At 63.2% G+C, this 26,395-nt stretch carries 13 protein-coding genes, 1 pseudogene and 1 riboswitch; of the genes and pseudogenes, 7 read left to right on the plus strand and 7 right to left on the minus strand.

What is annotated here, in order from left to right; genetic code table 11:
• A pseudogene (locus ACQ4WN_RS24560) lies at positions 1-109 on the plus strand (IS1595 family transposase); the annotation flags it as partial.
• Between the two features lie 58 nt (positions 110-167).
• Here the strand turns inward: ACQ4WN_RS24560 and ACQ4WN_RS24565 are convergent.
• The 3 genes from ACQ4WN_RS24565 to ACQ4WN_RS24575 form a co-directional block, all read right to left on the minus strand.
• Positions 168-1,979 carry a DUF885 domain-containing protein gene (locus tag ACQ4WN_RS24565; protein WP_436553872.1) on the minus strand — a complete coding sequence of 604 codons (1,812 nt, stop codon included), beginning with the start codon at positions 1,977-1,979 and terminating at the stop codon, positions 168-170.
• Between the two features lie 135 nt (positions 1,980-2,114).
• Positions 2,115-3,212 carry a M48 family metallopeptidase gene (locus tag ACQ4WN_RS24570; RefSeq protein ID WP_436553873.1) on the minus strand — a complete coding sequence of 366 codons (1,098 nt, stop codon included), beginning with the start codon at positions 3,210-3,212 and terminating at the stop codon, positions 2,115-2,117.
• The gene (locus ACQ4WN_RS24575; protein ID WP_436553874.1) at positions 3,209-4,375 is read right to left on the minus strand and encodes an HPP family protein; all 1,167 of its coding nucleotides are present in this window, start codon (positions 4,373-4,375) and stop codon (positions 3,209-3,211) included. Before ACQ4WN_RS24575 ends, ACQ4WN_RS24570 begins: the two co-directional genes overlap by 4 nt.
• Before the next feature lie 295 nt (positions 4,376-4,670).
• Between ACQ4WN_RS24575 and ACQ4WN_RS24580 the strand changes: the two genes are divergently transcribed.
• Positions 4,671-5,171, plus strand: coding sequence for a thioredoxin family protein (locus ACQ4WN_RS24580; RefSeq protein ID WP_436553875.1), 501 nt, complete (start codon positions 4,671-4,673; stop codon positions 5,169-5,171).
• Positions 5,172-5,177: 6 nt separating this feature from the next.
• Here the strand turns inward: ACQ4WN_RS24580 and ACQ4WN_RS24585 are convergent, their stop codons facing one another.
• Entirely contained in the window at positions 5,178-7,184 is a 2,007-nt protein-coding gene (locus tag ACQ4WN_RS24585; protein ID WP_436553876.1) for a methyl-accepting chemotaxis protein, read from the minus strand.
• Between the two features lie 197 nt (positions 7,185-7,381).
• Positions 7,382-7,879 carry an Lrp/AsnC family transcriptional regulator gene (locus ACQ4WN_RS24590; protein WP_152255419.1) on the minus strand — a complete coding sequence of 166 codons (498 nt, stop codon included), beginning with the start codon at positions 7,877-7,879 and terminating at the stop codon, positions 7,382-7,384.
• 153 nt (positions 7,880-8,032) lie between these two features.
• Between ACQ4WN_RS24590 and ACQ4WN_RS24595 the strand changes: the two genes are divergently transcribed.
• Both ACQ4WN_RS24595 and ACQ4WN_RS24600 read left to right on the plus strand, forming a co-directional pair.
• Entirely contained in the window at positions 8,033-10,072 is a 2,040-nt protein-coding gene (locus tag ACQ4WN_RS24595) for an aminotransferase class V-fold PLP-dependent enzyme (protein ID WP_436553877.1), read from the plus strand.
• Between the two features lie 388 nt (positions 10,073-10,460).
• Positions 10,461-19,106: a GH36-type glycosyl hydrolase domain-containing protein gene (locus tag ACQ4WN_RS24600; RefSeq protein WP_436553878.1), complete on the plus strand. Its 8,646-nt coding sequence runs from the start codon at positions 10,461-10,463 to the stop codon at positions 19,104-19,106.
• On the opposite strand, the gene ACQ4WN_RS24605 is transcribed toward ACQ4WN_RS24600, so the two are convergent.
• Together ACQ4WN_RS24605 and ACQ4WN_RS24610 are read right to left on the minus strand one after the other, a co-directional pair.
• Positions 19,103-19,327 carry a hypothetical protein gene (locus ACQ4WN_RS24605; RefSeq protein WP_436553879.1) on the minus strand — a complete coding sequence of 75 codons (225 nt, stop codon included), beginning with the start codon at positions 19,325-19,327 and terminating at the stop codon, positions 19,103-19,105. The genes ACQ4WN_RS24600 and ACQ4WN_RS24605 overlap by 4 nt on opposite strands.
• Positions 19,328-19,453: 126 nt before the next feature.
• Positions 19,454-20,029 (minus strand): TMEM165/GDT1 family protein, encoded by a 576-nt coding sequence (locus ACQ4WN_RS24610; protein WP_436553880.1) that lies wholly within the window; start codon positions 20,027-20,029, stop codon positions 19,454-19,456.
• A gap of 21 nt (positions 20,030-20,050) precedes the next feature.
• A riboswitch (yybP-ykoY riboswitch) is annotated at positions 20,051-20,220 on the minus strand.
• 145 nt (positions 20,221-20,365) lie between these two features.
• On the opposite strand from ACQ4WN_RS24610, the gene ACQ4WN_RS24615 reads away from it, so the two are divergent.
• From ACQ4WN_RS24615 to ACQ4WN_RS24625, 3 genes are all read left to right on the plus strand, one after another.
• Positions 20,366-22,750, plus strand: coding sequence for a M1 family aminopeptidase (locus ACQ4WN_RS24615; protein ID WP_436553881.1), 2,385 nt, complete (start codon positions 20,366-20,368; stop codon positions 22,748-22,750).
• A 117-nt stretch (positions 22,751-22,867) separates the two neighbouring features.
• Complete coding sequence (locus ACQ4WN_RS24620; protein ID WP_436553882.1) at positions 22,868-24,727, plus strand: M1 family metallopeptidase; 1,860 nt, start codon at positions 22,868-22,870, stop codon at positions 24,725-24,727.
• A 22-nt stretch (positions 24,728-24,749) separates the two neighbouring features.
• Positions 24,750-26,387: a serine hydrolase gene (locus tag ACQ4WN_RS24625; RefSeq protein ID WP_436553883.1), complete on the plus strand. Its 1,638-nt coding sequence runs from the start codon at positions 24,750-24,752 to the stop codon at positions 26,385-26,387.
• Positions 26,388-26,395 lie beyond the last annotated feature (8 nt).

The raw sequence follows: 26,395 nt of genomic DNA on the forward strand, positions 1-26,395 counted from the left end.
GCCGAATTATCTGGGGTGGCGCTGGATACTCGACGCCGGACGCATCCGCTCCCCAGAAACATTGTTGAAGGCAACCATGGGAGAGTTCCCACACCTTACGGTGACATAGCCAAAAAAAAACGGCAGCGCCATCGAGGTGCTGCCGTTTTGCTTTCAGGCGCCGCGTCTTACTTTTGTTGCGCTATCCACCGGTCCACCTTGGCTTCCAGCAGTTTCAGGGGCAGGGTACCGTCGCTGAGCACGACTTCATGGAATTTCGGCAGGCTGAATTTGTCGCCCAGCGCCTGTTGCGCGCGCTGGCGCAGTTCGACGATCTTCAGCGAACCGATTTTGTAGCCCAGCGCCTGGCCCGGCCAGGCCATGTAGCGTTCCGTTTCGCTTTTCGCCACGGCGTCATAGCCGAGGGTGTCGCGCATGTACTTGATCGTCTGCTCGCGCGTCCAGCCCTTGGTGTGCAGTCCCGTGTCGACCACCAGGCGCACGGCGCGCAGCATCTCGTCGTTCAAGTGGCCGAAGTATTGGGCTGGATCGTCGAACAGGCCCATTTCCTTGCCCAGCGTTTCCGCGTACAGGGCCCAGCCTTCCGTGAAGGCATTATTGCCACCGAAACGGCGGAAATTCGGCAAGTCCATCTCTTGCACCAGTGCCAGGTGGAAATGGTGGCCAGGCTTGCCTTCGTGCAAGAACAAGGTAGTCATGCCCGTGTCGCCATACAGTTTCGGATCCGTGACGACGGACCAGAACACGCCTGGGCGCGAACCATCAGCGGCCGGCGCCGTGTAATGGTCGGCGGCCGTGTCGCGGCTCAGTTCAGGTTCCAGGCGCAAGTCCAGCGGCGCCTTCGGCACCAGGGTGAACAGGGCAGGCAATTTGCTGTCCAGCAGCACGTTCAGCTTGCGGTAGACGTCGAGCACTTCCTGTTCCGTCTTGAACGGGCGGTATTTCGCCTGTTCCGAGACCCATACGGGCAAGCCGGCGGCCGGGCCGTTGTAGCCCATCTTCGGACCGACGATCGCGTATTGTTCCTGGATGCGCGCCACTTCCTTCAAGCCGATGGCGTGGATTTGCTCCGGCTTCAAGTCCGTGGTGGTGCTGCTGGCCACGCGCGCCTGATACCAGGCAGCGCCATCGGGCAGGGCGCTCCAGCCGCTGCTCGTGCGGCCGGCCGGCAGGTAGTCGCGTTCCATGAAGGTGGACAGGCGCTGCAGGGCAGGCATCAGTTTGGCCTGGATGGCGGCGGTGTACGCCTGCGTCAGGCGCGCCTTGTCCGCGTCGGAAAAGCTGGCTGGCAAGTTCTTGATGGGCGTGTAATAGACGCTGTCCTGCGGCGTGGCGCTGACCAGTTTTTTAAATTGCGGCAAGGCCGACTCCGTCAGCGCTTTCGGCAGCACGATGCCCTTTTGCATGCCGACTTTCATGTTGGCAATGGCCTGGTCTATCCAGCCCGGCAGCTGGCTGATACGGCTCAGGTAGGCGTCGTATTGCTTGACCGTGGTCAGCGGTTGCGATGCCTCGCCACCCGCATAATTAGCCAGGGTGACGGGCATGCTGTCCATCTGGTTCAGTGGCAGCAGGTATTCGGGGAAGCGCTCGAAGCTCAGTGCCGTGGCCAGTTCATAGTCAAGAATATCGTAGTTGATCTGGTCCTGGTGCGACAGGCGCGCGCGGGCAATACTGCGCAGGGTCTTCTGGTACTGGCGGTACAGGGTGAACTGTTTCGCGCGCGCGGCGGGAACGATGGCTGAACCGAGCTGATCGTCAAAACGGTTGTCGCCGCTCTCGGTGGCATTGATCGGCTCGAAACGGGCCTGCGCATCGTAGTATTTGTCGGCCAGCACTTGCAGCTGATGTTTCGCTTGTGGCGCACTGACGGCCACGGTTTTGGCTGTGGGCTGGGCCGCTTGCGCCAGGGGCGTGTGGGCGAGCAACAGGGAGATGGCCAGGGTGCCGAGGGTGCCGGCGGCAAAACGATGCTTCATGCGCGATGTCCTTTGTAAGGAGGGGAATGAACGGGGCTTAGCGAGGTCGGGGTGGCCGCTCGCGAAGGAACAGCCGGGGCGTAAGCATACGCCATTGCCCGGTGCGTTTGGATAAATTGTGCGGGAGGAATGTTGCTATTTGTCCGCTGGCGCGACAACGGCTTTCATCGCCGGCCAGTGCCGGCTGGCCAATGGGACGCAAGCGGGGCAGGGCGTGGCAGCGATCAGACTGCGGATTTGCTGCGCCCGCGCCGCCGTCTGCGGGTGGGAGGAAATCCATCCTGGCGTTGCCCCCTTGTCCTTGTCATCGAGCTTCTGAAAAAAGCGCAGCATGCCATCGGGACGGATCTGTGCGCGCTGCAAGGCAAGCAAACCGAGCCTGTCCGCTTCCTCTTCCATGTCGCGGCTGAAATACAGGGTGCCGGCCTGGTGCGCGAGCATGGCGGCCACGGCGCTGATGTCGCCGATGGTCACGCCCACCAGGGCGCCCCAGCCCAGGCTGCTGATCATTTGCCGCAGTGAATGGCGCTGTTCCACATGCTGTACTTCATGCGCGAGCACGCCGGCCAGCTCTTCCGGGTCGTTTGCCTGGCGCAGCAAGCCCGTATGCACGACGATGATGCCGCCCGGCATGGCAAAGGCGTTGACGGTGTCGTCCTGCTTGACCAGCCAGCGGTACTGGTAGCGTGACCCCGCCGTCAGCGTGCGGCCGATGTCCTGCACCGTTTGCTGCGCCACGCCGTGCTCGCTGATGCCGCCCTGCGCGCGCACTTGCGACAGGGCCAGTTCGCCCAGCTGTTTTTCCGTCGACAAGGGGATCCATCCCGCCAGAGCGCCGATGGCATGGCTGCCTTGCCACCACAGCAGGGCAGAGGCGACGACGGCCGCGCCCGTCAAACCGGCAAGCCAGCCCGACACTTGCCGCCGGTTGCGCTGGCGCTCCCCCCACAGGCGCTGCAGTTGCGTCTGCAGCGCGGCCGGCGCCTCCTTCAAGACGATGGCGATGTCCTCCGCTCCGAGCGGTTTCAGCGACGCCTGTCGGCCTTGTGCATCGAGCCAGTTCAGGAACAGTTCCGGTCCATCGACACCGCCCACGCTGACGACCAGCTGCGCCACATCGACGGTGGAGCCGGGCGTATCGATGGCCAGCTGCGCGCCGAAGAAATGCGCGCTGACGGGCATGCCGGCGGAGCCGCTATCAGGACCCGTCAGCAGTGCCTGGAATGGCGTCATGCGGCCGTCTCGGCAAAGCGGCTTTCATACAAGGCCGCCATCAGGTCGGACTGGCTGATGATGCCGGCCAGGCGCTCTTCATCGTCGAGGATGGGAATATGGTGGTAGCCGGCATCGGCCATCAGGGGCACCAGATCGATGATGGGCGTGCCCAGGCGGGCAGTGTGGGGCGACGGCGTCATCAACTGGCCCACCACTTCCGGCTTGTCGCTGTGGGTGCGGCCGCTGCGCTGCAGCAGGCTGCGCAGGCGCTGGCGCATGCCCTGATAATCGTCGAGGCCGCCATGGTGCAGAAAATCCGTCTGTGTGATGATGCCGATGACGCGGCGCGCCCGGTTGACGACGGGCAGGGCGCCCACCTCGTGCTCGCGCATGGTGCGCCAGGCAACATCGAGCGGCGTGCCGAATTCCACGCTGAGCACGTCCTTCGACATGATGTCGGCGCAGGTGACGACGCCGAAGCGGCGCTGGTAGGCGCGCATTTCCGTTTGCAGAAAGATCGCCTGCAAATCGTCGCGGCTGATGTCGAGCACTTCGCTGTGCTGGCGCAAGACGGCATCGAGGTCATCCGGCGAAAATCCCAGGCGGGTGCTGGGGATGTCATCCTTCGTGGCGTGCGGATGCGGTGCGACCAGTTGCTGGGTGTGCGGGTAGCGGCGTCCTGTCAGGTTGTTGTACAGCACGGCGCAGGCGACCAGTACGGCTGAATTGAACAGCACGGTGATGAAGACGAATTCAAAGCCGGCCGCATGCACGCTGGCGCCGCCGACGACGGTGGTCAGGGCCACGGCGCCGCCCGGCGGATGCAGACAGCGCAGGGCAAACATGGCGCCGATGGCCAGGCAGGCTGCCAGCGCTGCCACGCCTACGCTGGGCCCCAGCCATTTCACGCAAGCCATGCCCACCAGGCCGGAGACCACATTGCCACCCACTACGGACCACGGTTGCGCCAGCGGGCTCGCTGGCAGGCAAAACAGCAGCACGGCCGAGGCGCCCATGGGCGCGATCAGGTAGACGCTGGCGCTATCGGGTGCCAGCAGGAAGTGGCAGATGAGACCCGTGAGCAGCAAACCGCAGATGGCGCCCGCGCAGGCGCGCAATTGTTCGCGGCGGCTGCCGTTGTTCGGTTGCGGCAGCCAGCGTGCCAGGAAAGAAGTCGTCATGGAGGAGGGCGCGTTCGGGCCGCGTTGCTCAGTGTGAGCCCGACATTATCCCATGCGTTCCATTTCGCTGCCGGCGGGCATTAATCCTCGGCGCAGACCGCCTGCAAGCCGTGCCGCTCCAGCAAGTTCCTGGAGGCCGCGATGATGGAAGGCTCTTTTGGTGCCGTTTATACGTTTTCCGCATAAGCACAATGCAATTAAATGGTGGATATTTCCTACAGGTACGCATATTCTAGACAATCATGCCCGCTGACAGCTGTTCAGCTGGCCTCACGATTTCTCTCAGGAGCCCCGCATGCGCCTTTCCATTCTTTTTGCCAGCCTGCTACTTGCCGGCACCGCCGTTGCCGCCGCCCCGACACCGGCTAACCCGGTCGCCACGCCACATTTGCCTTACAACGCGGCGGCCGACGCCAAGGCCGACGTGGCACGCGCGCTGGCCGAGGCCAAGGCGGCGCACGTGCCTGTCTTGCTGATCTTTGGCGCCAACTGGTGCGAGGATTGCCGCGCGCTCGACAAGGCCTTGAAGGAGGGCAAGAACGCGGAATTGATGCAACAGCAGTTCAAGGTCGTCAAGGTCGACGTGGGCAACTTCGACCATAACCTCGACGTGGCGCAAACCTATGGCAATCCGCTCAAAAAAGGCATCCCGGCTGCCGTGCTGGTCTCGAGCGACAACAACCAGGTGCTGTACGCCACCAAGGGCGGCGAACTGGCGAACGCGCGCCGCATGAGCGAGAGCGGCATTTATGATTTCTTCAAGCAAGCGGCGAGCGTGAAAGCACCGGCGCTTTAATCGCCTTTAAAACTCTTCCCATGCATCGCTGGCCGGCGCTTTCGGGCGCGCGGCGGGGACCGTTGCTTTGAGCATTGCCGGGCGGGACGGCTTGGCCAGCGTGGGCTTGTGGACCGGTGGCTGCGGCGGCGCTGCATGCCCCGTTTCTTCCAGTTTGAAGACGCTGACCACCTGTGCCAGCCTGCCAGCCTGATCTTGCAAGGATTGGGCTGCCGCGGCCGCTTCTTCCACCAGGGCCGCGTTTTGCTGGGTTGCGTCATCCATCTGCGTGACGGTGGCATTGACTTGCGCGATACCCTGGCTTTGCTCCTGGCTGGCTGAAGCGATCTCTCCCATCAGGTCGGCCACTCTCTGCACGGAGACGACGATGTCCTGCATGGTGGCGCCGGCGGAGTCGACCAGCTTGCTTCCCGCTTCCACCTTGCTGCCCGAGTCGACGATCAAGTCCTTGATTTCCTTGGCCGCTGCTGCCGAGCGTTGCGCCAGGTTGCGCACTTCTGTCGCCACCACGGCAAAGCCGCGGCCCTGTTCTCCCGCGCGCGCCGCCTCGACTGCCGCGTTCAGGGCAAGGATATTGGTTTGAAAGGCAATGCCATCGATCACGCCGATAATGTCCGCGATCTTGCGCGAACTTTCCGTAATCGCGCCCATCGTCTGCACCACCTGGCCCACCACCTCGCCACCCTTGACGGCGTGGCTCGAGGCCGACACCACCAGCTGGTTGGCCTGGCGCGCATTATCCGCGTTCTGTTTCACGGTCGACGTCAGCTCTTCCATGGCTGCCGCCGTCTCTTCCAGGCTCGATGCCTGGGTTTCCGTACGCGCTGACAAGTCCAGGTTGCCCGAAGCGATCTGGCTCGATGCGCTGGCAATGGACCCGGTACTGTCGCGAACTTCGCGTATCGTCACGTTTAGCGATGCGACGAAACGGTTGAAGGCAGCGGCCAGCGCGCCGACCTCGTCTTCCGATTCGACGGGCATGCGGCGGCTCAGGTCGCCGTTTCCGCTGGCAATTTCGCTGAGCATGTCGGCTGCCCGTGCGACGGGGGCGGCGATGGCGCGGCTGATGACATAAATGATGCACAAAGCGATACCGCCACCCACCAGGCCGGCGATCAGGGCGGCGATCAAGGCTGAACGCGTGACGTTGCCCAGCACTTCCGATTCCGGTACTTCAGCCATCACATACAGGTTGAGTTCCGGCACGAAGGAGGCGGCGACGAACTGGCGTCCCGCAGGCGCATCGTAGATGGCGTACGCGTATTTTTTGCCCGTCAGCAGGCTCTTGCTCAGGGTATCGCTAAAGCCGGGCAACTCCTTGAGTTGATGCTTGCCGTCGGCCAGGGCTGGATCGCGGTGGATCAGCAGGTTGCCGTCGGCGCGTACCAGGTAGACATGGCCGGTCTGGCCGATCTTGTAACTGCGGATGGTGTCGGCCATGGTGTCGACGCTCAAGCCCATGCCTGTAATGACGGCCTTGCCGCCCGCCGTCTGGCCCCGTGCATTCAGGAACAGCATGAAACTGCCCGAGGCTGGATCGCGGTCCAGATTGATCGTGTGCTGTTTGTTTTCGTCGAGCATGCTGAAGAACCAATGATCGGCTGGCTGTTGCTTGTCCAGCGTGCGGATCAGACCCGCATCGGTCATGTACCTGGACGCAGTTTGCGAGCTCCAGCTGACGACGGCCGCCTTGTTTTTTTCCTTCAGCATTTTGGCGTAGCGCTGGAACGTGGCCAAGCCACTGTCCGCCAGGTCCGCGTCTTCCCAGTCTTGCAGAAAGACATCATTGGCCATCGTTTGCACCACCGACAACGGTTGGCTGATCTGGCGCAGCACGTCGTTGCGAATTTCGCCCACCTGGGCTGGTAGTTCCTGGCCGACGACGCGTTCGCGCACATAATCGCTGCTCATGCGCACGCTGAGGAAGGATGAAATTCCCATGAAAATCAGCAGGCATAAGCCCATGCTGAACATCAGTTTTTTCTGGATGGAGAGACGACGAAGCAGATGCATGGAAGACCCTAGGGATGGGCCCGCACGACCGGCAGAGGTTGCCAGAAAGGCACGGACAAGTGCGCAGTATAGCGACGGATGAGGGGGATATAGTTGGGCTATGCCGTATTTAATACAGGAGTGTTGCTTTATGGCAACGATTGCAAGGTGTTAACATGCATGCTTTTCATGTATACCGGCGCGGGGTGGAAAAACGTTCAGGCTGGCAAGCCGTGGGCGATCAATTCCAGCGGCAATTCCGTGCTGCACTTGATTTGCTCCATGGAAAAGGCGGACGACACGCCCGTCAGTTGCACAGCCTTGATGAGTTTTTTATAGAAAGTATCGTAACCCTTGATGTCGGTGGTGACGACTTTCAGCAGGTAGTCGATGTCACCGCTCATGCGGTGAAATTCCTGTACCTCGGGCAAGACGATGACGGCGGCGGCGAAGCGGCGCAGCCATTTTTCATCGTGCTGTCCCGTGCGCACGCTGACGAAAACCGTGACGGGTAAGCCCACTTTTTGCCGGTTGACGATGGCCACGCGGCTTTCGATATAACCGTCTTCCTCCAGGCGCTTGACGCGCTTCCAGCAGGGTGTGCTGGACAGACCGATCTTCTCGCTGAGGGCGGCGATCGACAGGGTGCCATCCTGCTGCAGGGCGGCGAGGATGGCGCAATCGAATTTGTCGAGCGATGTGTTTGGTGAATTCATTTCGCTATTTTCTATTTTATGGCATGTATATGCTGCATATTAACTCGTTTGCAGTGTCTTTTGGCATATCTTCACGGAAGCGTACCGGTAAACTATCCATACGCTCCAGCCGCCTGCGCTGTGCCCTTTTTATAGAATACTCAGACGGCCATCATGAAAGAAATCTACCTCGACAGCAATGCCACCACTTGCGTACTGCCCGCCGCCGTTGCCGCCGCCCGGCAAGCGATGGAGCAGGGCTATGGCAATCCCAGCAGCACCCACGCCACGGGATTGCAGGCCAAGGCCATGATGGATGGCGTACGCCAACGCGCCAGCCGCTTGCTGGGCGTGGGCGATGGTCGCCTGATGTTCAATAGCGGCGCTACCGAAGGCATCCAGACGGCCGTGCTGTCGGCCTTGTGCGCGCTGCGCGAGCGGCGTGCTGCAGGCAAGCGCATCGGCAGCCTGCTGCTGTATGGCGCGACCGAGCACAAGGCCGTGCCGGAAAGCCTGGCGCACTGGAACCGTTTATTGGGTCTGAACCTGGAAGTGCGCAAGCTGCCCGTCGACGCACAGGGGCGCCACGATCTGCAGGCACTCGATGCGCTGATCGGCGACGCGGCCATGCTGTGCACGATGGCGGCCAACAATGAAACGGGCGTCATCAGCGACCTGTCCGCCATCGCGCAACTGCTGCAGGAACGCGGTGCGGACGCCTACTGGATGGTCGACTGCGTGCAGGCGCTGGGCAAGCTGACATTGAACCTGGCCGCCACGCGCATCGACTACGCGCCGTTCTCTGGTCACAAGCTGTATGCGCCCAAGGGCATCGGCATGCTGTACGTGCGCGCTGGTGCACCATTTACCCCGTTGATGATGGGCGGCGGCCAGGAAGCGGGCCTGCGCTCGGGCACGGAGAACATGGCCGGCATCGCCGCCCTGGGCGCCGTGCTGGCCGCGCTGGACGATGGCAAGACCTTCCGCAGCCACGCCGATCTGGCCGCGTTCCGCGAGCAGCTGGTGGCCAGCCTGGAGCGCGCTTTCCCCGGCATCGTTTTCAATATGCCGTTCGACTTGTCCTTGCCAACCACGCTCAATTTTTCCGTGCCTGGCTTGTCCTCGAAAGAGTTGCTGGACCTGTTCGATGCGGCGCGCGTGCGCGTCAGTTCGGGCAGCGCCTGTTCCGCCGCCAAGGCCCTGCCCAGCTATGTGCTGGAAGCCATGCACGTGCCGCAATGGCGTGCCAGCTCGGCCATCCGTCTGTCGTTCGGCCCCCTGATCGATGCGGCGACGATAGCGGCCGCCTGCGCGCGCATTGAGCGCTGCGGCGAGGCGCTGCGCAGCAGCTGTTTGCTGCCGTCGGCGCTGACGCCATCGCAGCAGGACGGTGCGCAGGACGGCATAATCCAGGTGAGCGTGGATGGACAGTGCACCTGGCTGCTCAGCGACGTCGCCAGCGCCAGTTGTATCGTCATCGATCCTGTCGCCGCGCTCGTGCCGCGCCTGGCCGCCTTCATCCGCTGCCAGCATCTGGCCTTGCGCGCCATCGTGCACACGGCAGCGCCCGCCGACCACGGCGTGGCGCGCCTGGCGTTGTTGCAGGAACTCGAGATCGAACAAGTCGCTCACGTCGATATCGACGGTGAGCTGGAGCTGGGCCAGCAGCGCCTGCGCCAGATCGAGTATGGTGAGACCCATGTTTACTTGCTGGGCCAGCGCTTCGCCTTTATCGGCAGCCTGGCGCCCGAGGCGCTGACGCTCTTGTTGGATGCGGCGCTGGTGAGACCAGACACCGTACTGTGCGCCGCAGGCGATGACGGCAGCATCTGCAGCACCGTGCGCGCGGTGCAGGAAGGCGTCGTGCCAGCTGCCGACCTGCAGCTCGATGCGGCCGGCCTGCCCGCCTTCCTGCGCCAGCATCCTGACGCCATCCTCGTCGACGTGCGCGAAGCATATGAACACGCGGCCTGCGCCGGCACGGTATTCGAGGGCTGCACGGTGCATAGCGTACCGCTGAGCCGCCTGGCAGGACAGGTGGCCGCATGGCTGCAGCAGCCACAGCGCCCGCTGGTCTTTTTCTGCCGCAGCGGCAACCGCAGCGCGCGTGCAGCCGCCTGTCTGCGCCGCCTGGGCCATGCTGCGGCATGGCAACTCAATGGCGGCATGGCGCTGGCGGAGGCGACACGTCACCCGCTGGCCATCGCGGCATGACGGTGCTGAAGTTTCTCCTCTGGAATGTTGCACCGTGCCATCATTGACACGGTGCGGGTAGTTGAGTTGCTCCCATTCATTTCCTTCGGGCATTTTTCTCCCCTGCACGGGCTGATTTCTTTGCCTGCACGTCTCTAAAACCTCGTGTATGTACGCTAGCGCACGGTCTTGTGCGCAGCGCGCACCTACGATGAAGTTCAGAAAATCTCCCTATACCCTGAGATTCGTCGCAACGCTCCGGCGCTTCGCTTTCCGTCTTCGCCAGTGTCCGATCGTGTTCTTCCAGACTGGGCTGGCGTGACGGTGGCCGCTGGCTGCCTGCGTGCACCTAGCGAGGCCCAAGTTGAAAGAGTACACAGCAGTTGTCACGCAGCAGATCAAGGAACAGATGTCCAAATTCAAGGAAATCTTCCGCGACCATCCCCTTGCCCCGGACAGTTTCGACGCTGCGCGCGACGATGCCTTGCCCCTGCGCTCCGAGTTATTCAGCGCCATGCAGATGGCCGCCCACGGCAAGCATGTGGCCGCCGGTCATGCGGTGGGACGGCATCATGGCCGCGACCGCCTGCTGGCGCGCCTGGCCGACAATGCGGCGCTGATCACGGCCACCGTCAACGAACTGACGGCCACCGTCAAGAGCGGGCGTCAGGTCACGCCCGCCTCGGAGTGGCTGCTGGATAATTTTTACCTGATCGAAGAGCAGATCCGCACCACGCGGCGCCACTTGCCGAAGAACTACAGCAAGGAGCTGCCACGGCTGACGTCGGGCGTGGACGCAGGCTGTCCGCGCGTGTACAAGATCGCGCTGGAAATCATCTCGCATGGCGATGGCCGGGTCGATCTGGAAAACCTGTGCCATTTCATCGAGGCTTACCAGGATGTCGCCACCCTGACCCTGGGCGAATTGTGGGCCGTGCCCATCATGCTGCGTCTGGCCCTGATCGAAAACCTGCGCCGCGTTGCCGTGCGCGTGGCCGATGACCGCATGCAGCGCGACCTGGCCAATACCTGGGCCGACCAGATGACGGACATCGCCGAGCGTAATCCCAGCGGCTTGATCCTGCTGGTAGCCGACATGGCACGCTCGAATCCACCGATGACCAGTGCCTTCGTGGCCGAATTGTCGCGCCGCCTGCAGGGACAAAGTTCGTCGCTGACCCTGGCCCTGTCGTGGCTGACGCACAAGCTGGCCGAATCGGGTCTCACCATCGAGCAGCAGATCCAGTCCGAGATCGGGCAGCAGGCGGCCGACCAGGTATCGATCGCCAACAGCATCGGCAGTCTGCGTTTTCTGGGCACCATGGATTGGCAGGAATTTGTCGAGACCATGAGCGTTGTCGAGCAGACCTTGCGGCTGGACCCGGCCGGCACCTATGGCTTGATGGATTTCGCCACGCGCGACAGCTATCGCCACGTCATCGAGCGCATCGCCAGGCGCAGCGCGCGCAGCGAAGTGGAAGTGGCCGAGATGGTGGTGCAACTGGCGCACACGCACGGCAACGGCAATGATGCGCGCCGTGGTCATATCGGCTTTTACCTGGTGGGGCGCGGCGTGCTGGTGCTGGAAAAGCAGGCCGGCGCGAAGCTGCCCTTCGTCGAGGCGCTGCAGCATACGGCGCGCGCCGCGCCGCTGGCCGTCTACCTCGGCGCTATCTGCTTCCTGAGCCTGGCGACGAGCGCGCTGCTGCTCGAGCGCGCCGTGCGCCATGGCGTGCAGGGCTGGCCACTGGTGGCGCTGGGTGCGCTGGCGCTGCTGGGCAGCAGCCAGCTGGCCGTGGCCGTGGTGAACTGGCTGGCGACCCTGATGACGTCGCCGCATCCGCTGCCGCGCATGGATTACCAGGCCGGCATTCCGTCGGACGGGCGCGGCATCGTGGTGGTGCCGACCCTGATCTACAGCGAGCAAAACGTGGCCGCCTTGTGCGAGGCGCTGGAAGTGCGCTACCTGGCCAACCGCGATCCGAACCTGCGTTTCTGCCTGCTGACCGACTTTGTCGACGCGGATGCACAAACGATGCCGGGCGACGAAGCCTTGCTGCGCCAGGCGCAGGAGACCATCCGTGGCTTGAACGACAAATATCGCGTGGAGGGTAGCGAGTTCAAGGAAAACGGCGACCCGGCCGAACGCGAAGAGCTGGGCCATATGGGCCCGTTCCTGCTGCTGCACCGTCCGCGCCTGTGGAATTCGCAGCAGAATGCGTGGATGGGGCAAGAGCGCAAGCGCGGAAAATTGTCCGACCTGCACGCGTTCCTGCGCGGCGGCGCGCGCGACAAATTCTCGCTGGTGGAAGGCGAGTTGCGCGGCCTGCGCACGATCAAATACGTGATCACGCTCGACACCGATACGCAGCTGCCGCGCGACGCGGCGCGCGAATTCATCGCCACCATGATGCACCCGCTGAACCGACCCGTGCTCGACGCGGCCGGTACGCGCGTGGTGGCCGGCTACGGCATCTTGCAGCCGCGCGTGGCCGTGGCGCTGCCCAGCGCGAACGCTTCACGCTACGAGCTGCTGTGCGGCGGCGAACCGGGCATCGATCCCTATACGCGCACCGTCTCGGACCTGTACCAGGACGTATTTTACGAGGGCTCCTTCATCGGCAAGGGCATCTACGACCTCGACATGTTCGAACGGGTGCTGGGACAGCGACTGCCCGATAATAAAATCCTCAGCCATGATTTATTGGAAGGCTGCTACCTGCGCGCCGGCCTGCTCAGCGACTCGCAACTGTATGAAGAATACCCGGCCCGTTACGACGCCGACGTCAGCCGCCGCCAGCGCTGGATACGCGGCGACTGGCAGCTGATCGGCTGGTTGCTGGGCCGCGTGCCGGGCCGCGCCGGCAAGCGCGAACGCAATCCCCTGTCGATGCTGTCGCGCTGGAAGCTGTTCGACAACCTGCGCCGCAGCATCGTGGCGCCGGCCACCACCGTGTCGCTGCTGATGGTATGGGGTTTCCTGCCGCACGTGGCATTCTGGAGTGCGGCAGTGCTGGCCATCATCTTCCTGCCCCCCGTCTTTTCCGCACTGTACGATCTGTTGCGCAAACCGCGCGACACCCTGTGGCGCCAGCATCTGGCCGCGTTCGAGCGGCGCTGCGGCGTGCAGTTTTCGCATGCCATGCTGACCCTCGTCTTCCTGCCGTACGAAGCGTGGATCAGCCTGGACGCCATCGCGCGCACCCTGTGGCGCCTGGGCGTGTCGCACAAGCATTTGCTCGACTGGCGTGCCTCCAATCTGCACAGTTCTTCCGGTTCGCAGGCCGACAGCTGGCGCGCCATGTGGTGCTCGCCCGCGCTGGCGCTGGCCACCTTTGCTGCCTTGCTGCACTGGCGCGCGGAAGCGTTGCCGGCCGCCGCGGTGGTGCTGCTGCTATGGCTGGCCGCACCTGCCATCGCCTGGTGGATCAGCCGCCCCATCGAGCGGGCCGTGGCGCGCCTGTCGGCCGAGCAGGGGCGCTTCCTGCATGGCGTGGCGCGCAAGACCTGGGCGTATTTCGATACTTTCGTCGGCCCCGATGATCACTGGCTGCCGCCCGATAACATGCAGGAGCATCCGCACCTGGTGGTGGCGCACCGCACCTCGCCGACGAATATCGGCCTGGCGCTGCTGGCCAACCTGACGGCCTACGACTTCGGCTATGTCACCATGGGCCAGCTGATCGAACGCAGCCGCGCCACACTGCACAGCATGGGCGAGCTGGAACGCTTCCAGGGCCATTTCTATAACTGGTACGACACGCAGACGCTGAAGGCGCTGCAGCCCATGTACATCTCGACGGTCGACAGCGGCAATCTGGCCGGTCATCTGCTGACCTTGCAGCCGGGCCTGGTGGAACTGTACGACGCTCCCATCATGGGCTTGCAAATTGTGGACGGCATCCGCACGACGGCGCAGGTACTGCAAGAGTTCATTGCCGCCGAAGGCGAAGGCAAGGAGGTGCGCGCGTCGCTGGCGCTGCTGCAGATGCCGGCCGCACCAGCCAGCCTGGCCGAATGGCATGCCTACCTGAGTGCAGCGAATGGCGCTGCCGACGCGCTGCTGTCGCTGACCCTGCAAAGCGAGGATGGCGAGCTGTCCATGTGGAGCGGCGCACTGGCGCGCCAGTGCCGCGCGGCGCTTGCCGAGTTGCTGCAACTGGCGCCGTGGGCGGCGCAGGCGGGACTCGATGCAGCGCTGGTGCGCGTGCCGACCCTGCGCGAACTGGCCAACCTGGAAACGCCGGAAGGCACGCCGCTGGAGCTGGCCGCCTTGCTGGTGCAGGGCCGCGAGCAGGCAGGTCGCCACATGCGCGACATCGCCCACGCGGCGGGCCAGGCGCGCGACTTCGCGCAGATCGAATACGCGTTCCTGTACAACCCGGCGACCAAACTGCTGGCCATCGGCTACAACGTCAGCGAACGACGCCTCGACCCCAGCTACTACGACTTGCTCGCTTCCGAAGTGCGCCTGGCAAGCTTCATCGCCATCGCCCAGGGGCAGCTGCCGCAGGAGCACTGGTTTGCCCTGGGCCGCCAGCTGTGCATGGTGGCCGGCCAGCCCGTGCTGCTGTCGTGGAGCGGCTCGATGTTCGAGTACCTGATGCCGCTGCTGGTGATGCCGAATTATCCGAATACCCTGCTCGACCAGACGTATCACTCCGTCATCGAGGCGCAGATCGACTATGGTCGCCAGCGCGATGTACCGTGGGGGATTTCCGAATCCGGCTACAACACGGTCGATGCCAGCCTGAATTACCAGTACCGCGCCTTTGGCGTGCCGGGGTTGGGCCTGAAGCGTGGCCTGGCCGACGACCTGGTGGTGGCGCCGTACGCCAGCATGATGGGCCTGATGGTGCAGCCGGAAGCGTCGTGCCAGAACCTGCAGCGCATGCAGGCGGCCGGCTACATGGGCCGCTACGGGTTTTTTGAGGCCATCGACTTCACCACGGCGCGCCTGCCGCGCGGGCAGGGCAGCGCCGTCATCCGCTCGTTCATGGTGCACCACCAGGGCATGGGCTTTTTGGCCCTCAGCTATCTGCTGCACGACCGCCCGATGCAGCGCCGTTTCGAGTCCGATCCGTTGCTGCAATCGGCCTTGCTGGTGCTGCAGGAACGCACGCCGCAGGCAGGCGCGTTTTACTCGAACACGGCCGAACTGGCGGTGCTGCGCAGCGGCGCGTCAGAGCAGGCCATGCCGATGCGCATCCTCACGCAAGCCAACAGCGCCGTACCGGAAACGCAGCTGCTCTCGAATGGCCGCTACCACGTGATGGTGAGCAATGCGGGCGGCAGCTACAGCCGCTGGAAAGACTTGTCCGTGACGCGCTGGCGCGAAGACTGCACGCGCGACAACTGGGGCAACTTCTGCTACCTGCGCGACCTCGACGACGGTGCCGTCTGGTCCACCACGTACCAGCCGACGTTGGCCGAGCCGAAGAAATACGAAGTGATTTTTTCCGAGGGACGCGCGGAATTTCGCCGTGCCGACCATGGTCTCGACCTGTACACGGAAATCGTCGTCTCGCCCGAGGACGACATCGAAATCCGGCGTACGCGCATCAGCAATAATTCGAACCGCCAGCGGCGCATCGAGATCACCAGCTTTGCCGAAGTGGTGATGGCGCCGGCGGCGGCCGATGCGGCGCATCCCGCGTTCAGCAAGCTGTTCGTGCAGACGGAAATCCTCGCACATGAAAATGCGATTTTGTGCACGCGTCGGCCTCGCTCGAAGGACGAGCAGATGCCGTGGCTGCTGCATGTGATGACCGTGCACGATATCGAGCACTATGCCGTGTCGTTCGAGACGGATCGCGCGCGTTTCATCGGCCGCGGCAACACGGCGCAGCTGCCGCAGGCGCTGCAGGATAGCGGGCCACTCGGTGGCGGCCACGGTTCCGTGCTGGACCCCATCGTGGCCATCCGCTACGTCATCACGCTCGAACCCGATCAGGCCGTGACGGTCGATAGCGTCACCGGCATGGTGGAGCAGCGCGAGGCGGCGTTGCACCTGATCGATAAATACCAGGACCGCCATCTGGCCGACCGCGTGTTCGAACTGGCCTGGACGCACAGCCAGGTGGTGCTGCGCCAACTCAATGCCAGTGAAGCCGATGCGCAGCTGTATGCGCGCCTGGCCAATGCCGTGATCTATCCGAATGCGGCCCTGCGCGCCGAGGCCAGCATCCTTATCAAGAACCAGCGCGGCCAGTCCGGCCTGTGGGCGTATGCCATCTCGGGCGACCTGCCCATCGTGCTTTTGCAGATACGCGACGTAGCCAATATCGAACTGGCGCGCCAGATGGTGCAGGCGCATGCCTACTGGCGCCTGAAAGGGCTGATCGTGGACCTGGTGATCTGGTATGAGGACCAGTCGGGCTACCGCCAGCTGCTGCACGACCAGATCATGGGCTTGATCGCCTCGGGCATCGATGCGCAGGCGATTGACCGCCCGGGCGGCATCTTCGTGCGCCTGGCCGAGCAGATCGCCAATGAAGACCGCATCTTGCTGCAATCGGTGGCGCGCGCCATCATCAGCGACTTGCGCGGCACCCTGGCCGAGCAGGTCAAGCGCCCTCCCAGCCCCGTGCTGCGCATGCCGCCGCTGCTGCAGGACCCGGCCCGCGAACACGGCGGCGTGCCGCACCAGGCGCCAAAGCGCGAGTTGATCCTGGAAAATGGCCTGGGCGGCTTTACGCCCGACGGGCGCGAATACGTGATCACCACGGGCGAAGGTCAACAGACGCCGGCGCCATGGTCGAACGTGCTGGCCAATGCGCAATTCGGCACGGTGGTGTCCGAAGGAGGTCAGGCGTATACCTGGAGCGAGAATGCGCATGAATTCCGTTTGACGCCATGGCAGAACGACCCCGTTTCCGACCTCTCCGGTGAAGCGTTTTACGTGCGCGACGAGCAGAGTGGCCAGTTCTGGTCGCCGTCGGCCCTGCCGGCGCGCGGCAGCGGCGACTACGTGACACGCCACGGCTTCGGCTACAGCATTTTTGAACACAGCGAGGGTGGCATCGCCACCGAACTGTGCACCTATGTGGCGCTCGACGCGGCCGTCAAATACTCGGTGATCAAGGTGCGCAACGACAGCGGCGTGCCGCGCCGCCTGTCCGTCACAGGCTACGTGGAATGGGTGCTAGCCGACCTGCGCGCCAAGTCCGGCATGCACGTGGCGACCGAAGTCGACACGATCAGCGGCGCGCTGTTTGCGCGCAATAACTACAACACGGAGTTTTCGGGCAGGGTCGGCTTTTTCAACACCGATGCCAGCATCCGTTCCATCACCTGCGACCGCAATGAATTCATCGGCCGCAACGGCAGCCTGGCAAGGCCGGCCGCCTTGCGCCGCGTGCGCCTGTCCGGCAAGGCGGGCACGGGGCTCGACCCGTGCGCAGCGATCCAGGTGCCGTTTGAACTGCAGCCGGGGCAGGAGCGCGAAATCGTCTTCCTCCTCGGCGTGGGCGGACGCCGCAATGCCGACGCCAGCACCATGGTGCAGCGCCATGCGGGCAAGGACGCGGCCCGCATGGCGCTCGACGCGGTCCGCGAACACTGGGACAGCACCCTGGGCGCCGTGCGCATCGAAACACCCGAACCGTCGCTGGACGTGATCGCCAATGGCTGGCTGATGTACCAGACCATCGCCTGCCGGCTGTGGGCGCGCAGCGGCTATTACCAGTCGGGCGGCGCGTATGGGTTCCGCGACCAGCTGCAAGATGCGATGGCCATGATCCACACGGCGCCGCAACTGCTGCGCGGCCATTTGCTGCTGTGCGCGGCGCACCAGTTTGTCGAAGGCGACGTACAGCACTGGTGGCATCCGCCGTCGGACCGGGGCGTGCGCACGCATTGCTCCGACGATTACCTGTGGCTGCCGCTGGCCGCTTGCCGCTATGTGATCGCCACGGGCGACATCAATGTGCTGTCGGAAGTGGCGCCCTTCATCGAGGGACGGGCCGTCAAGCCCGAAGAAGATTCCTACTATGACTTGCCCGTGCGTTCGGGCGAGTCGGCCGACCTGTACGAGCACTGCGTGCGCGCCATCCGCCATGGCTTGCGCCTGGGCGTGCATGGTTTGCCCCTGATGGGCTCCTGCGACTGGAACGACGGCATGGACAAGGTGGGCGAGCATGGCAAGGGCGAGAGCGTGTGGCTGGCCTTCTTCCTGTACGAAGTGCTGCAGCGCTTCGCCGACGTCGCCGTGCTGCGCGGCGATGCGGCGTTCGCCCAGTTCTGCCGCGACGAAGCCGTCAAGCTGGCGGCCAATGTCGAGGAGCATGCATGGGATGGCGAGTGGTACCGGCGCGCCTACTTTGACGATGGCACGCCATTGGGATCGCACACCAACGAGGAATGCCAGATCGATTCGATTTCGCAAAGCTGGGGCGTGCTGTCGGGCGCCGCCAACAAGGAACGCGTGGCCGGCGCCATGCGCCAGGTCGATGCGCGCCTGGTGCGGCGTGACTCTGGAGTGATCCAGCTGCTCGATCCGCCGTTCGACAAATCCGATCTCAATCCCGGCTATATCCGCGGTTATGTGCCGGGTGTGCGCGAGAACGGCGGCCAGTACACGCATGCTGCCATCTGGACGGCGATGGCGTTTGCTCACATGGGTGATGGCGAAAAGGCGTGGGAACTGCTGCGCATGATCAACCCCGTGCGCCATGGCGTTGACGCGCAAGCGGTGGCACGCTACAAGGTGGAACCATATGTGGTAACGGCCGACGTGTATGCCGTGGCGCCGCACGTGGGGCGCGGCGGCTGGAGCTGGTACACGGGATCGTCGGGCTGGCTGTACCGGCTGATCGTCGAATCCCTGCTGGGCTTGACGCGCGAAGCGAACATGCTGCGCATGGCGCCGGCCATGCCGTCCGAATGGGACCGCTTCAAGCTGCATTACCGCTTCGGTGCCAGCAGCTATGCCATCACGGTGGAAAAGGCGCAGGGGCGGCTTGCAGGACTGTCGCTCGATGGCGTGGCGCAGGATGGCAACAGCATCGCCCTGCGTGACGAGGGCCGCGAGTATGCGGTGCTACTGTTGCTTTAATCTTGCCATGTGTCTTGTTCGGGCCGGCGCCGTGCCAGCAGCACAATCACGCCTGCGCCCAGCAGCAGCAGGTCGCGCGTGGATACTTCATTCGCGTCGGGGTGGGAAGGGCGGGCGGTGTGCGTAGCCGCCGTCTGGCGCTGCACATGGGCAGCCGCAGCGCCGGCCTGGCTTGCGCAGGCGGCCAGGCACAGCGCCGCCATCTTTCCATTCAAATACATACATTCCTCAAGAAAGCGCGCTGACCGTTCGGGATCAGCGCGCCGGTATTCATGTCGGCGACATTGTAGTTATGGACATGAATATTGTAAATGGGAAATTATCTGCGGTTGCGTCATTGTGATGCGTCAGAAACCCAGGGCTGCGCCCGCGCCCAGCAGGGTTGCCACGCCCAGCACGGCAAAGACCAGTGCTGCGATGCCGTGCACCAGGCGCAGCGACACGCGGTTGGCGATCTTGTCACCGAGGTACACAGCCGGCACGTTGGCCAGCATCATGCCGAAGGTGGTGCCCAGTACGACGGAGACAATGTCGTGGTAGCGCGCTGCCAGCGCCACGGTCGCCACTTGTGTCTTGTCGCCCATTTCGGCCATGAAGAAGGCGATCAGGGTGGTCAGGAAGACGCCGTACTTGGCCAGCTTCGTCTCGTCTTCATCGAGCTTGTCGGGGATCAGGGTCCAGGCGGCCATCGCCAGGAATGACACGCCCAGTACCCAGCGCAGCACGTCAGGTCCCAGCATGCTGGTAATCCAGGCGCCGACGGCGGCGGCAAATGCGTGGTTGGCGATGGTGGCGACGAAAATGGCCAGCACGATGGGCAAGGGTTTGCGGAATCTGGCAGCCAGCAAAAAGGCCAGGAGTTGGGTTTTGTCGCCGATTTCAGCGAGACCGACGATGCCGGTGGAGATGAGGAATGCTTCCATGAGATTGCAAGAGGTACGCGGGCCGGACGAATTAACCAATGATCCACGGGCGACTCCGGCCCATGCGGCCGCCCTGGATCAATGGTCTCGTCAAGTTCTGCAACCACCTGCACCATGGCCTGCGGGCCAATTATGTTGATACAGGTTCCTGCGGCAGGACCGCAGGACGACTACTCCCCAATGTTCGAGGCGCATCATACGCCAATGCCTGCGTCGGCGCCAGTGCCGCCTGGGCGGGGCGTGGCCTTGTGTGTGGGACTTCCACAACAATGAGCGATTTGCAAACAGACTCGACTTAGAATGCAGTCTGTCCACGACTTCCAGATGGAATGCGCCATGCCGGTCCTTGTCCGCTTGCTTGCCTTGTGTTTGATCTTGCTTGCCCCTTTGCCCGGCCTGTGCGCCGCCGCGCCCTTCGACGACAAGTTCCGCCAGCTCGCAGAATTGCTGCCCACGCCCAACGCCTACCGCACCGCGTCCGGTGCGCCGGGCCACGCCTATTGGCAGCAGCGCGCCGACTACGTGATCCGCGCCACCCTGGACGAAGCACGCCGCGAAATCACGGCCAGTGAACAGATCACCTATCACAATCGCTCACCCGACAGCCTCGCGTATCTGTGGCTGCAGCTGGACCAGAATGGCTTGCGCCAGGATGCCGACCAGCGCCGCGTGCTGAGCGCACCGTCGCGCCAGGCCTGGCTCAGCGGCACTGAAGAGGAAGCGCTGAAATTCGAGGACTTGCGCGCCATCCACGCGGGGCGCGAGTTTGACGGCGGCTTCAAGCTCACCGCCGTGAAGGCGGCCAGCGGCAAGCCCTTGCCGTATGTGGTCAACCAGACCATGCTGCGCATCGATTTGCCCGTGGCGCTGGCGCCCGGCCAGAGCATCAGCTTTGGCATCGACTGGTCGTATCAAATCAATGACCAGAAGGTGCTGATCGAGCGCTCCGGCTATGAATATTTTGAAGACGACAAGAACACGATTTTCCAGATCGCACAGTGGTTTCCGCGCATGGCCGCGTATTACGATGCCGCCGGCTGGCAGCACAAGCAGTTCCTCGGCTCCGGTGAATTTACCCTGGAGTTTGGCGACTACGAGCTGTATCTGACGGTGCCGGCCGATCACGTGGTGGCTGCCACGGGCGAGCTGCAAAATCCTGCCAGCGTGTTGAGCGCGGCGCAGCGCGAACGCCTGGCGCGGGCGAAAAACAGCAATACGCCGCTGCTGGTGATTACGCCAGCCGAGGCGCTGGCGGCGGAAAAGGGCCGGGCGGCGGGGATGAAAACCTGGCACTTCAAGGCGGCCAATGTGCGCGACGTGGCGTGGGCCTCGAGCCGCAAGTTCATCTGGGATGCGCAGGGACTCGACAGCGGCGGCAAGCGCGTGATGGCCATGTCTTACTATCCGAACGAGGGTAATCCGCTGTGGCAGCAGTACAGCACGCGCGCCGTCGTGCACGCCATCGAGCAGTACAACAAGTACAGTTTCGACTATCCGTATCCTAACGCGATTTCTGTCAATGGCGCCGTGGGCGGCATGGAATATCCGATGATCTCGTTCAATGGCGGACGTCCCGTGAAGGACAAGAAGACGGGCGAGCTCACGTATTCGAAGACGACGAAGTATGACCTGATCGGCGTGATCATCCATGAAGTGGGCCACAATTATTTCCCCATGATCGTCAACTCGGACGAGCGCCAGTGGACGTGGATGGACGAGGGCCTCAATTCCTTCCTGCAGTACCTGGCCGAGCAGGCGTGGGAAGAGCATTTCCCCTCCTGGAATGGCGAGCCGCGCAAGATCGTCGACTACATGCGCAGCCAGAACCAGGTGCCCATCATGACCAATTCCGAGTCCTTGCTGCAGTTCACGGCGAATGCCTACGACAAGCCGGCCACGGCGCTCAACATCCTGCGCGAGACGATACTTGGGCGTGAACTGTTCGACTTCGCCTTCAAGCAATACGCCTTGCGCTGGAAGTTCAAGCGGCCCACGCCGGCCGATTTCTTTCGCACCATGGAAGACGCTTCCGGCACCGACCTGGACTGGTTCTGGCGCGGCTGGTTTTATACCACCGATGCGGTCGACATCAGTATCGACGGCATCAGCGAATATGGCGTGAGCACGAAAAATCCGGAAACGGAAAAGGCGTGGAAGAAGGCGCAGAAGGCCGCGCAGCCCATCTCGATCTCGGACCAGCGCAACAAGGCGCTGCCAAAGAAGGTCGACCTGGACCCCGCACTGAAGGATTTCTATAACCGGCACGATGAATTCACCGTCACCAACAAGGACCGTAACAGCTATGCGGAGGAGCAGGAGTCGCTGGAGCCGTGGGAGCGGAAACTGCTTGAACAGCACAACCTGGGCAAGCATCTGTACCTGGTCGACTTTTCGAATATCGGTGGTCTGGTGATGCCGCTGATCCTGGAAATCGAACTGAAAAGCGGCAAGAAGATCATCGAGCGCGTGCCGGCCGAAGTGTGGCGCTACTCGCCGCACAAGATCAGCAAAGTGATCGTCACCGACGAACCGATGGTGGGCCTGGTGCAGGATCCGTACTGGGAGACGGCCGATATCGACACCAGCAACAACGCCTGGCCGCGAAAAATCACTGCATCGCGCCTGGAGTTGTTCAAGCTGGACCGCGACAAGAATAACCTGATGAAGGACTTTAATACGCCGCTGAAGGCGCCCGAGGCCAAGGCCGAGATGAAACAGTGAAACAGCGCCGGCCAGTCCGGCGCTTTTTTTTCTGCCGGCCTGCGCCGGAAGTGCTATTCTGCGCGACGCCTCGGCGCACACGGACCGGGGCTTTCGCAAATCATTCAAAAGACGACCATGCAAACTTTGACCTTCCTGCGCGCCCTGGGCTGTGCGCTACTTTGCCAGGTAACCCTTGCTGCGCACGCCGACCCCCTCAGCTACGCGCGCTACGACCAGGTGCGCACGCGCGACCTGCAGCTGGACCTGAAAGCCGATTTCAAGCAAAAGACGCTCTCCGGCTATGCCGAGCTGTCACTGAACTGGATCGACCCGGCGGCGCGCACCCTGGTGCTCGATACGCGCGATTTGTCGATCGCGAAAGTGCAGGTGCAGGACAAGCGCGGCGCATGGCAGATGGCGCCGTATCAGCTGGACAAGGCCGACCCGGAAAAGGGCCAGGCGCTGCGCATCACCACCACGGGGCAGCCGGGCAAAGTGCGCGTCTACTATCACACGGCGCCAAACGCCATCGCGCTGCAGTGGCTCACGCCGCAGCAGACCATGTCGGGCAAGCTGCCCTTCATGTTCAGCCAGTCGCAAAGCATCAACGCCCGCTCATGGGTGCCGTCGCAGGATACGCCAGCCGTGCGCTTTACCTACAGCGCGCGCATCGATGCCCCAAGCGGCATGCGCGTCGTGATGAGCGCCGAGAATGACGAAAAGGCGACGGGCAAGGGCGGCTGGAAATTCAGGATGCCGCAGCCGATTCCCTCGTACCTGCTGGCCATTGCCATCGGCGAACTGGAAGTGCGCAAGCTCGGTCCCCGTTCGGCCGTGTATGCCGAACCGCCGCGCATCAAGGCCGCCGAATACGAGCTGGCCGACACGGAAAAGATGATTCAGGCAGCCGAGGCGCTGTATGGCCCGTATGGATGGGGACGCTACGACATGATCGTGCTGCCGCCATCGTTCCCCTACGGTGGCATGGAAAATCCGCGCCTGACCTTCCTCACGCCGACCATGATCGCGGGTGACCGCAGCCTGGTCGACCTGATCGCGCATGAGCTGGCCCACTCATGGTCAGGCAACCTGGTCACCAACGCCTCGTGGAAGCATATGTGGCTCAACGAAGGCTTTACCACCTACGTCACCACGCGCATCGTCGAGCAGCTGTATGGCAGCGACGTGGCGCAAATGGGCGTGCAGGTCGACCAGGAAGAACTGGCAGCGTCGATCAAGCAGTTACCGGCGGCGAAAACGGCGCTGATCACGCGCGATGCGGATGCCAATCCCGCTGAAACGTACACGGACGATGGCATCATCTACCCGAAAGGTGCCTGGTTCCTGGCGACCATGGAGCGCCGTGCCGGCCGTGCCGTGTTCGATCCATTCCTGCGCGGCTGGTTCGACCAGCACGCGTTCCAGAGCGTGACGACGGAGCAGTTCATCGCTTACCTGCGCAAGAACCTGCTGGCGCAGCATCCGGACGTCATGCCTGAAGCGGAACTCGATGAATGGCTGTATGGCACGGGCGTGCCTGCCAGCGCGCAACGCGTCGTCTCGCCGCGTCTGGCGCTGCTGGACCAGCACCGCGACGCCTGGCTCAAGGGTGAGCTGGCCACCAAGGACCTGGGTATGGATCATTGGATCGCCATCGAATCCATGCACTTCCTGAACGACATCAACAACAAGGCCAGTGCGGCGCAACTGCGTGAGCTGGACCAGGTGTATGGCGTGGGCAAGAGCGGCAACAATGAAGTCGCATACCGTTTCTACCTTGCTGCCGTGAACGCCGGCTACGACGTGCAGCCGCCGCTGCAGGCATTCCTGATGAGCGTGGGCCGCCAGAAGTTCGTCGTGCCCCTGTACAGCGCCTTGATGAAGACCCCGCAAGGCCATGCCTGGGCCAAGGACGTGTATGCGCAGGCGCGTGAACGCTACCACCCGGTGACGCAGGAAAGCGTCGACAAATTGATGGCCGCGCAAGCGCATTGAACCTTCTTTGGACATCCTGACCATGCATTCCATGAACCGTCTCGCCACCGCCATCGTGCTGGCGTTTTCCAGCGTCACCATGCCGGCGATGGCCGCCGATGCAACACCAGCCGTTGCCGCTGCACCGGCGCCCGCGCCCGCCTTCGATCTTGAGCGCGACGTCGCTACTGCCCTGAAGGTTTTCGACGTGCCGGGCATGGCGATCGCCATCGTCAAGGATGGCAAGGTCATCACCGCCAAGGGCTTTGGCGTACGCAAGCTGGGCGAGCCGGCGGCCGTCGATGCCAAGACCCTGTTCGAAGTGGCATCGAACTCGAAAGGCTTCACGGCCGCCGCGCTGGCCATGCTGGTCGATGAGGGCAAGCTGGCCTGGGACGATCCCGTCACCAAGCACTTGCCCGGCTTCCAGATGCACGATTCCTACGTGACGGGCGCCATGACCATCCGCGATTTGCTGACGCACCGCAGTGGCCTGGGCCTGGGCGCCGGCGACTTGCTGTGGTGGCCCACCACCACGTTCAGCACCGACGAGATCATCGAGAAGCTGCGCTACATCCGCCCGGCCACGAGTTTTCGCAACAGCTATGCCTACGATAACCTGCTGTATATCGTCGCCGGCAAGATCATCGCCGACAAGGCGGGCAAGAGCTGGGGCGAGGCCATGCACGAACGCATCCTGGCGCCGCTGGGCATGACGGGCACCACCACCAGCCTGGCCGAGAACGTTGGTAATCCCGACGTCGCCAATGCGCACAGCAAGATCGACGGCAAGATCGCCGCCGTCAAATCGATGCCGGTGCCGAACGCCGTGGGCGCCGTCGGCATCAACACGAACGCGGAAGATATCGCCAAATGGATGATGCTGCTGCTCGACGAAGGCAAGATCGCTGGCGTGAAGGACAAGGATGGCAAGGACGCGCGCCTGTTCAGCGAAAAGCAGGGCCGCGAAATGTGGACGGCGCAAACGCCGATCAAGATTGCCGAGCCGAAGCCGGCGCTGGCCGCGACGAAACCGAACTTCAGCGCGTATGGCCTGGGCTTCCAGCTGCGCGACTACAAGGGCATGAAAGTGGCCATGCACGGCGGCGCGCTACAGGGATTTTATTCGCGCGTGGTGATGGTGCCGGAAGCGAAACTGGGCGTGGCCATTCTCACCAATGCGGAAAATGGCGGTTCCATGACGGCGCTGCAATGGCGCATCCTCGACCATTATCTGCAGGCGGCGCCGTCGGACTGGCTCGCACTGGTGGCCAAGGTGGAGCAGGACCAGCATGCCGAAGAAGTCAAAAAACAGGGCAAGGCGTCGAGCGCGCGCGCGGCGAAATCGCAGCCATCGCTGCCGCTGGCGGCGTATGACGGCGAGTATGAGGATGCCTGGTATGGCAAGGTCGTGATCAAGCCCGAGGGCAGGAAGCATATCCTCAGCTTTACGCGTACGCCGGACCTGACGGGCGAGCTGGAACACTGGCAGCACGACACCTTCATCGTGCGCTGGAAAGAGCGTAACTTCAACGCCGACGCTTACGTGACATTCTCGCTCAATCCCGATGGCAGCATCGACCGCGTGAAAATGGCGCCCGTGTCGGCCGAGACGGATTTCAGCTATGACTTCCAGGATTTGAGCCTGGTGCCGGTGAAGCCGAAGGAAGGCAAGAAGTAACGCAGGAA

It is taken from the genome of Janthinobacterium pasteuri (assembly GCF_051380775.1).
In the GTDB taxonomy this organism is placed as follows: Bacteria; Pseudomonadota; Gammaproteobacteria; order Burkholderiales; family Burkholderiaceae_D; genus Janthinobacterium.

Coding starts and splice junctions, on each gene's coding strand:
- ACQ4WN_RS24600 (WP_436553878.1), top strand. CDS start 10,461: ATGTCCAAATTCAAGGAAATCTTCCGCGACCATCCCCTTGCCCCGGAC.
- ACQ4WN_RS24575 (WP_436553874.1), bottom strand. CDS start 4,375: ATGACGACTTCTTTCCTGGCACGCTGGCTGCCGCAACCGAACAACGGC.
- ACQ4WN_RS24565 (WP_436553872.1), bottom strand. CDS start 1,979: ATGAAGCATCGTTTTGCCGCCGGCACCCTCGGCACCCTGGCCATCTCC.
- ACQ4WN_RS24620 (WP_436553882.1), top strand. CDS start 22,868: ATGCAAACTTTGACCTTCCTGCGCGCCCTGGGCTGTGCGCTACTTTGC.
- ACQ4WN_RS24595 (WP_436553877.1), top strand. CDS start 8,033: ATGAAAGAAATCTACCTCGACAGCAATGCCACCACTTGCGTACTGCCC.
- ACQ4WN_RS24610 (WP_436553880.1), bottom strand. CDS start 20,029: ATGGAAGCATTCCTCATCTCCACCGGCATCGTCGGTCTCGCTGAAATC.
- ACQ4WN_RS24615 (WP_436553881.1), top strand. CDS start 20,366: ATGCCGGTCCTTGTCCGCTTGCTTGCCTTGTGTTTGATCTTGCTTGCC.
- ACQ4WN_RS24625 (WP_436553883.1), top strand. CDS start 24,750: ATGCATTCCATGAACCGTCTCGCCACCGCCATCGTGCTGGCGTTTTCC.
- ACQ4WN_RS24585 (WP_436553876.1), bottom strand. CDS start 7,184: ATGCATCTGCTTCGTCGTCTCTCCATCCAGAAAAAACTGATGTTCAGC.
- ACQ4WN_RS24590 (WP_152255419.1), bottom strand. CDS start 7,879: ATGAATTCACCAAACACATCGCTCGACAAATTCGATTGCGCCATCCTC.
- ACQ4WN_RS24605 (WP_436553879.1), bottom strand. CDS start 19,327: ATGTATTTGAATGGAAAGATGGCGGCGCTGTGCCTGGCCGCCTGCGCA.
- ACQ4WN_RS24570 (WP_436553873.1), bottom strand. CDS start 3,212: ATGACGCCATTCCAGGCACTGCTGACGGGTCCTGATAGCGGCTCCGCC.
- ACQ4WN_RS24580 (WP_436553875.1), top strand. CDS start 4,671: ATGCGCCTTTCCATTCTTTTTGCCAGCCTGCTACTTGCCGGCACCGCC.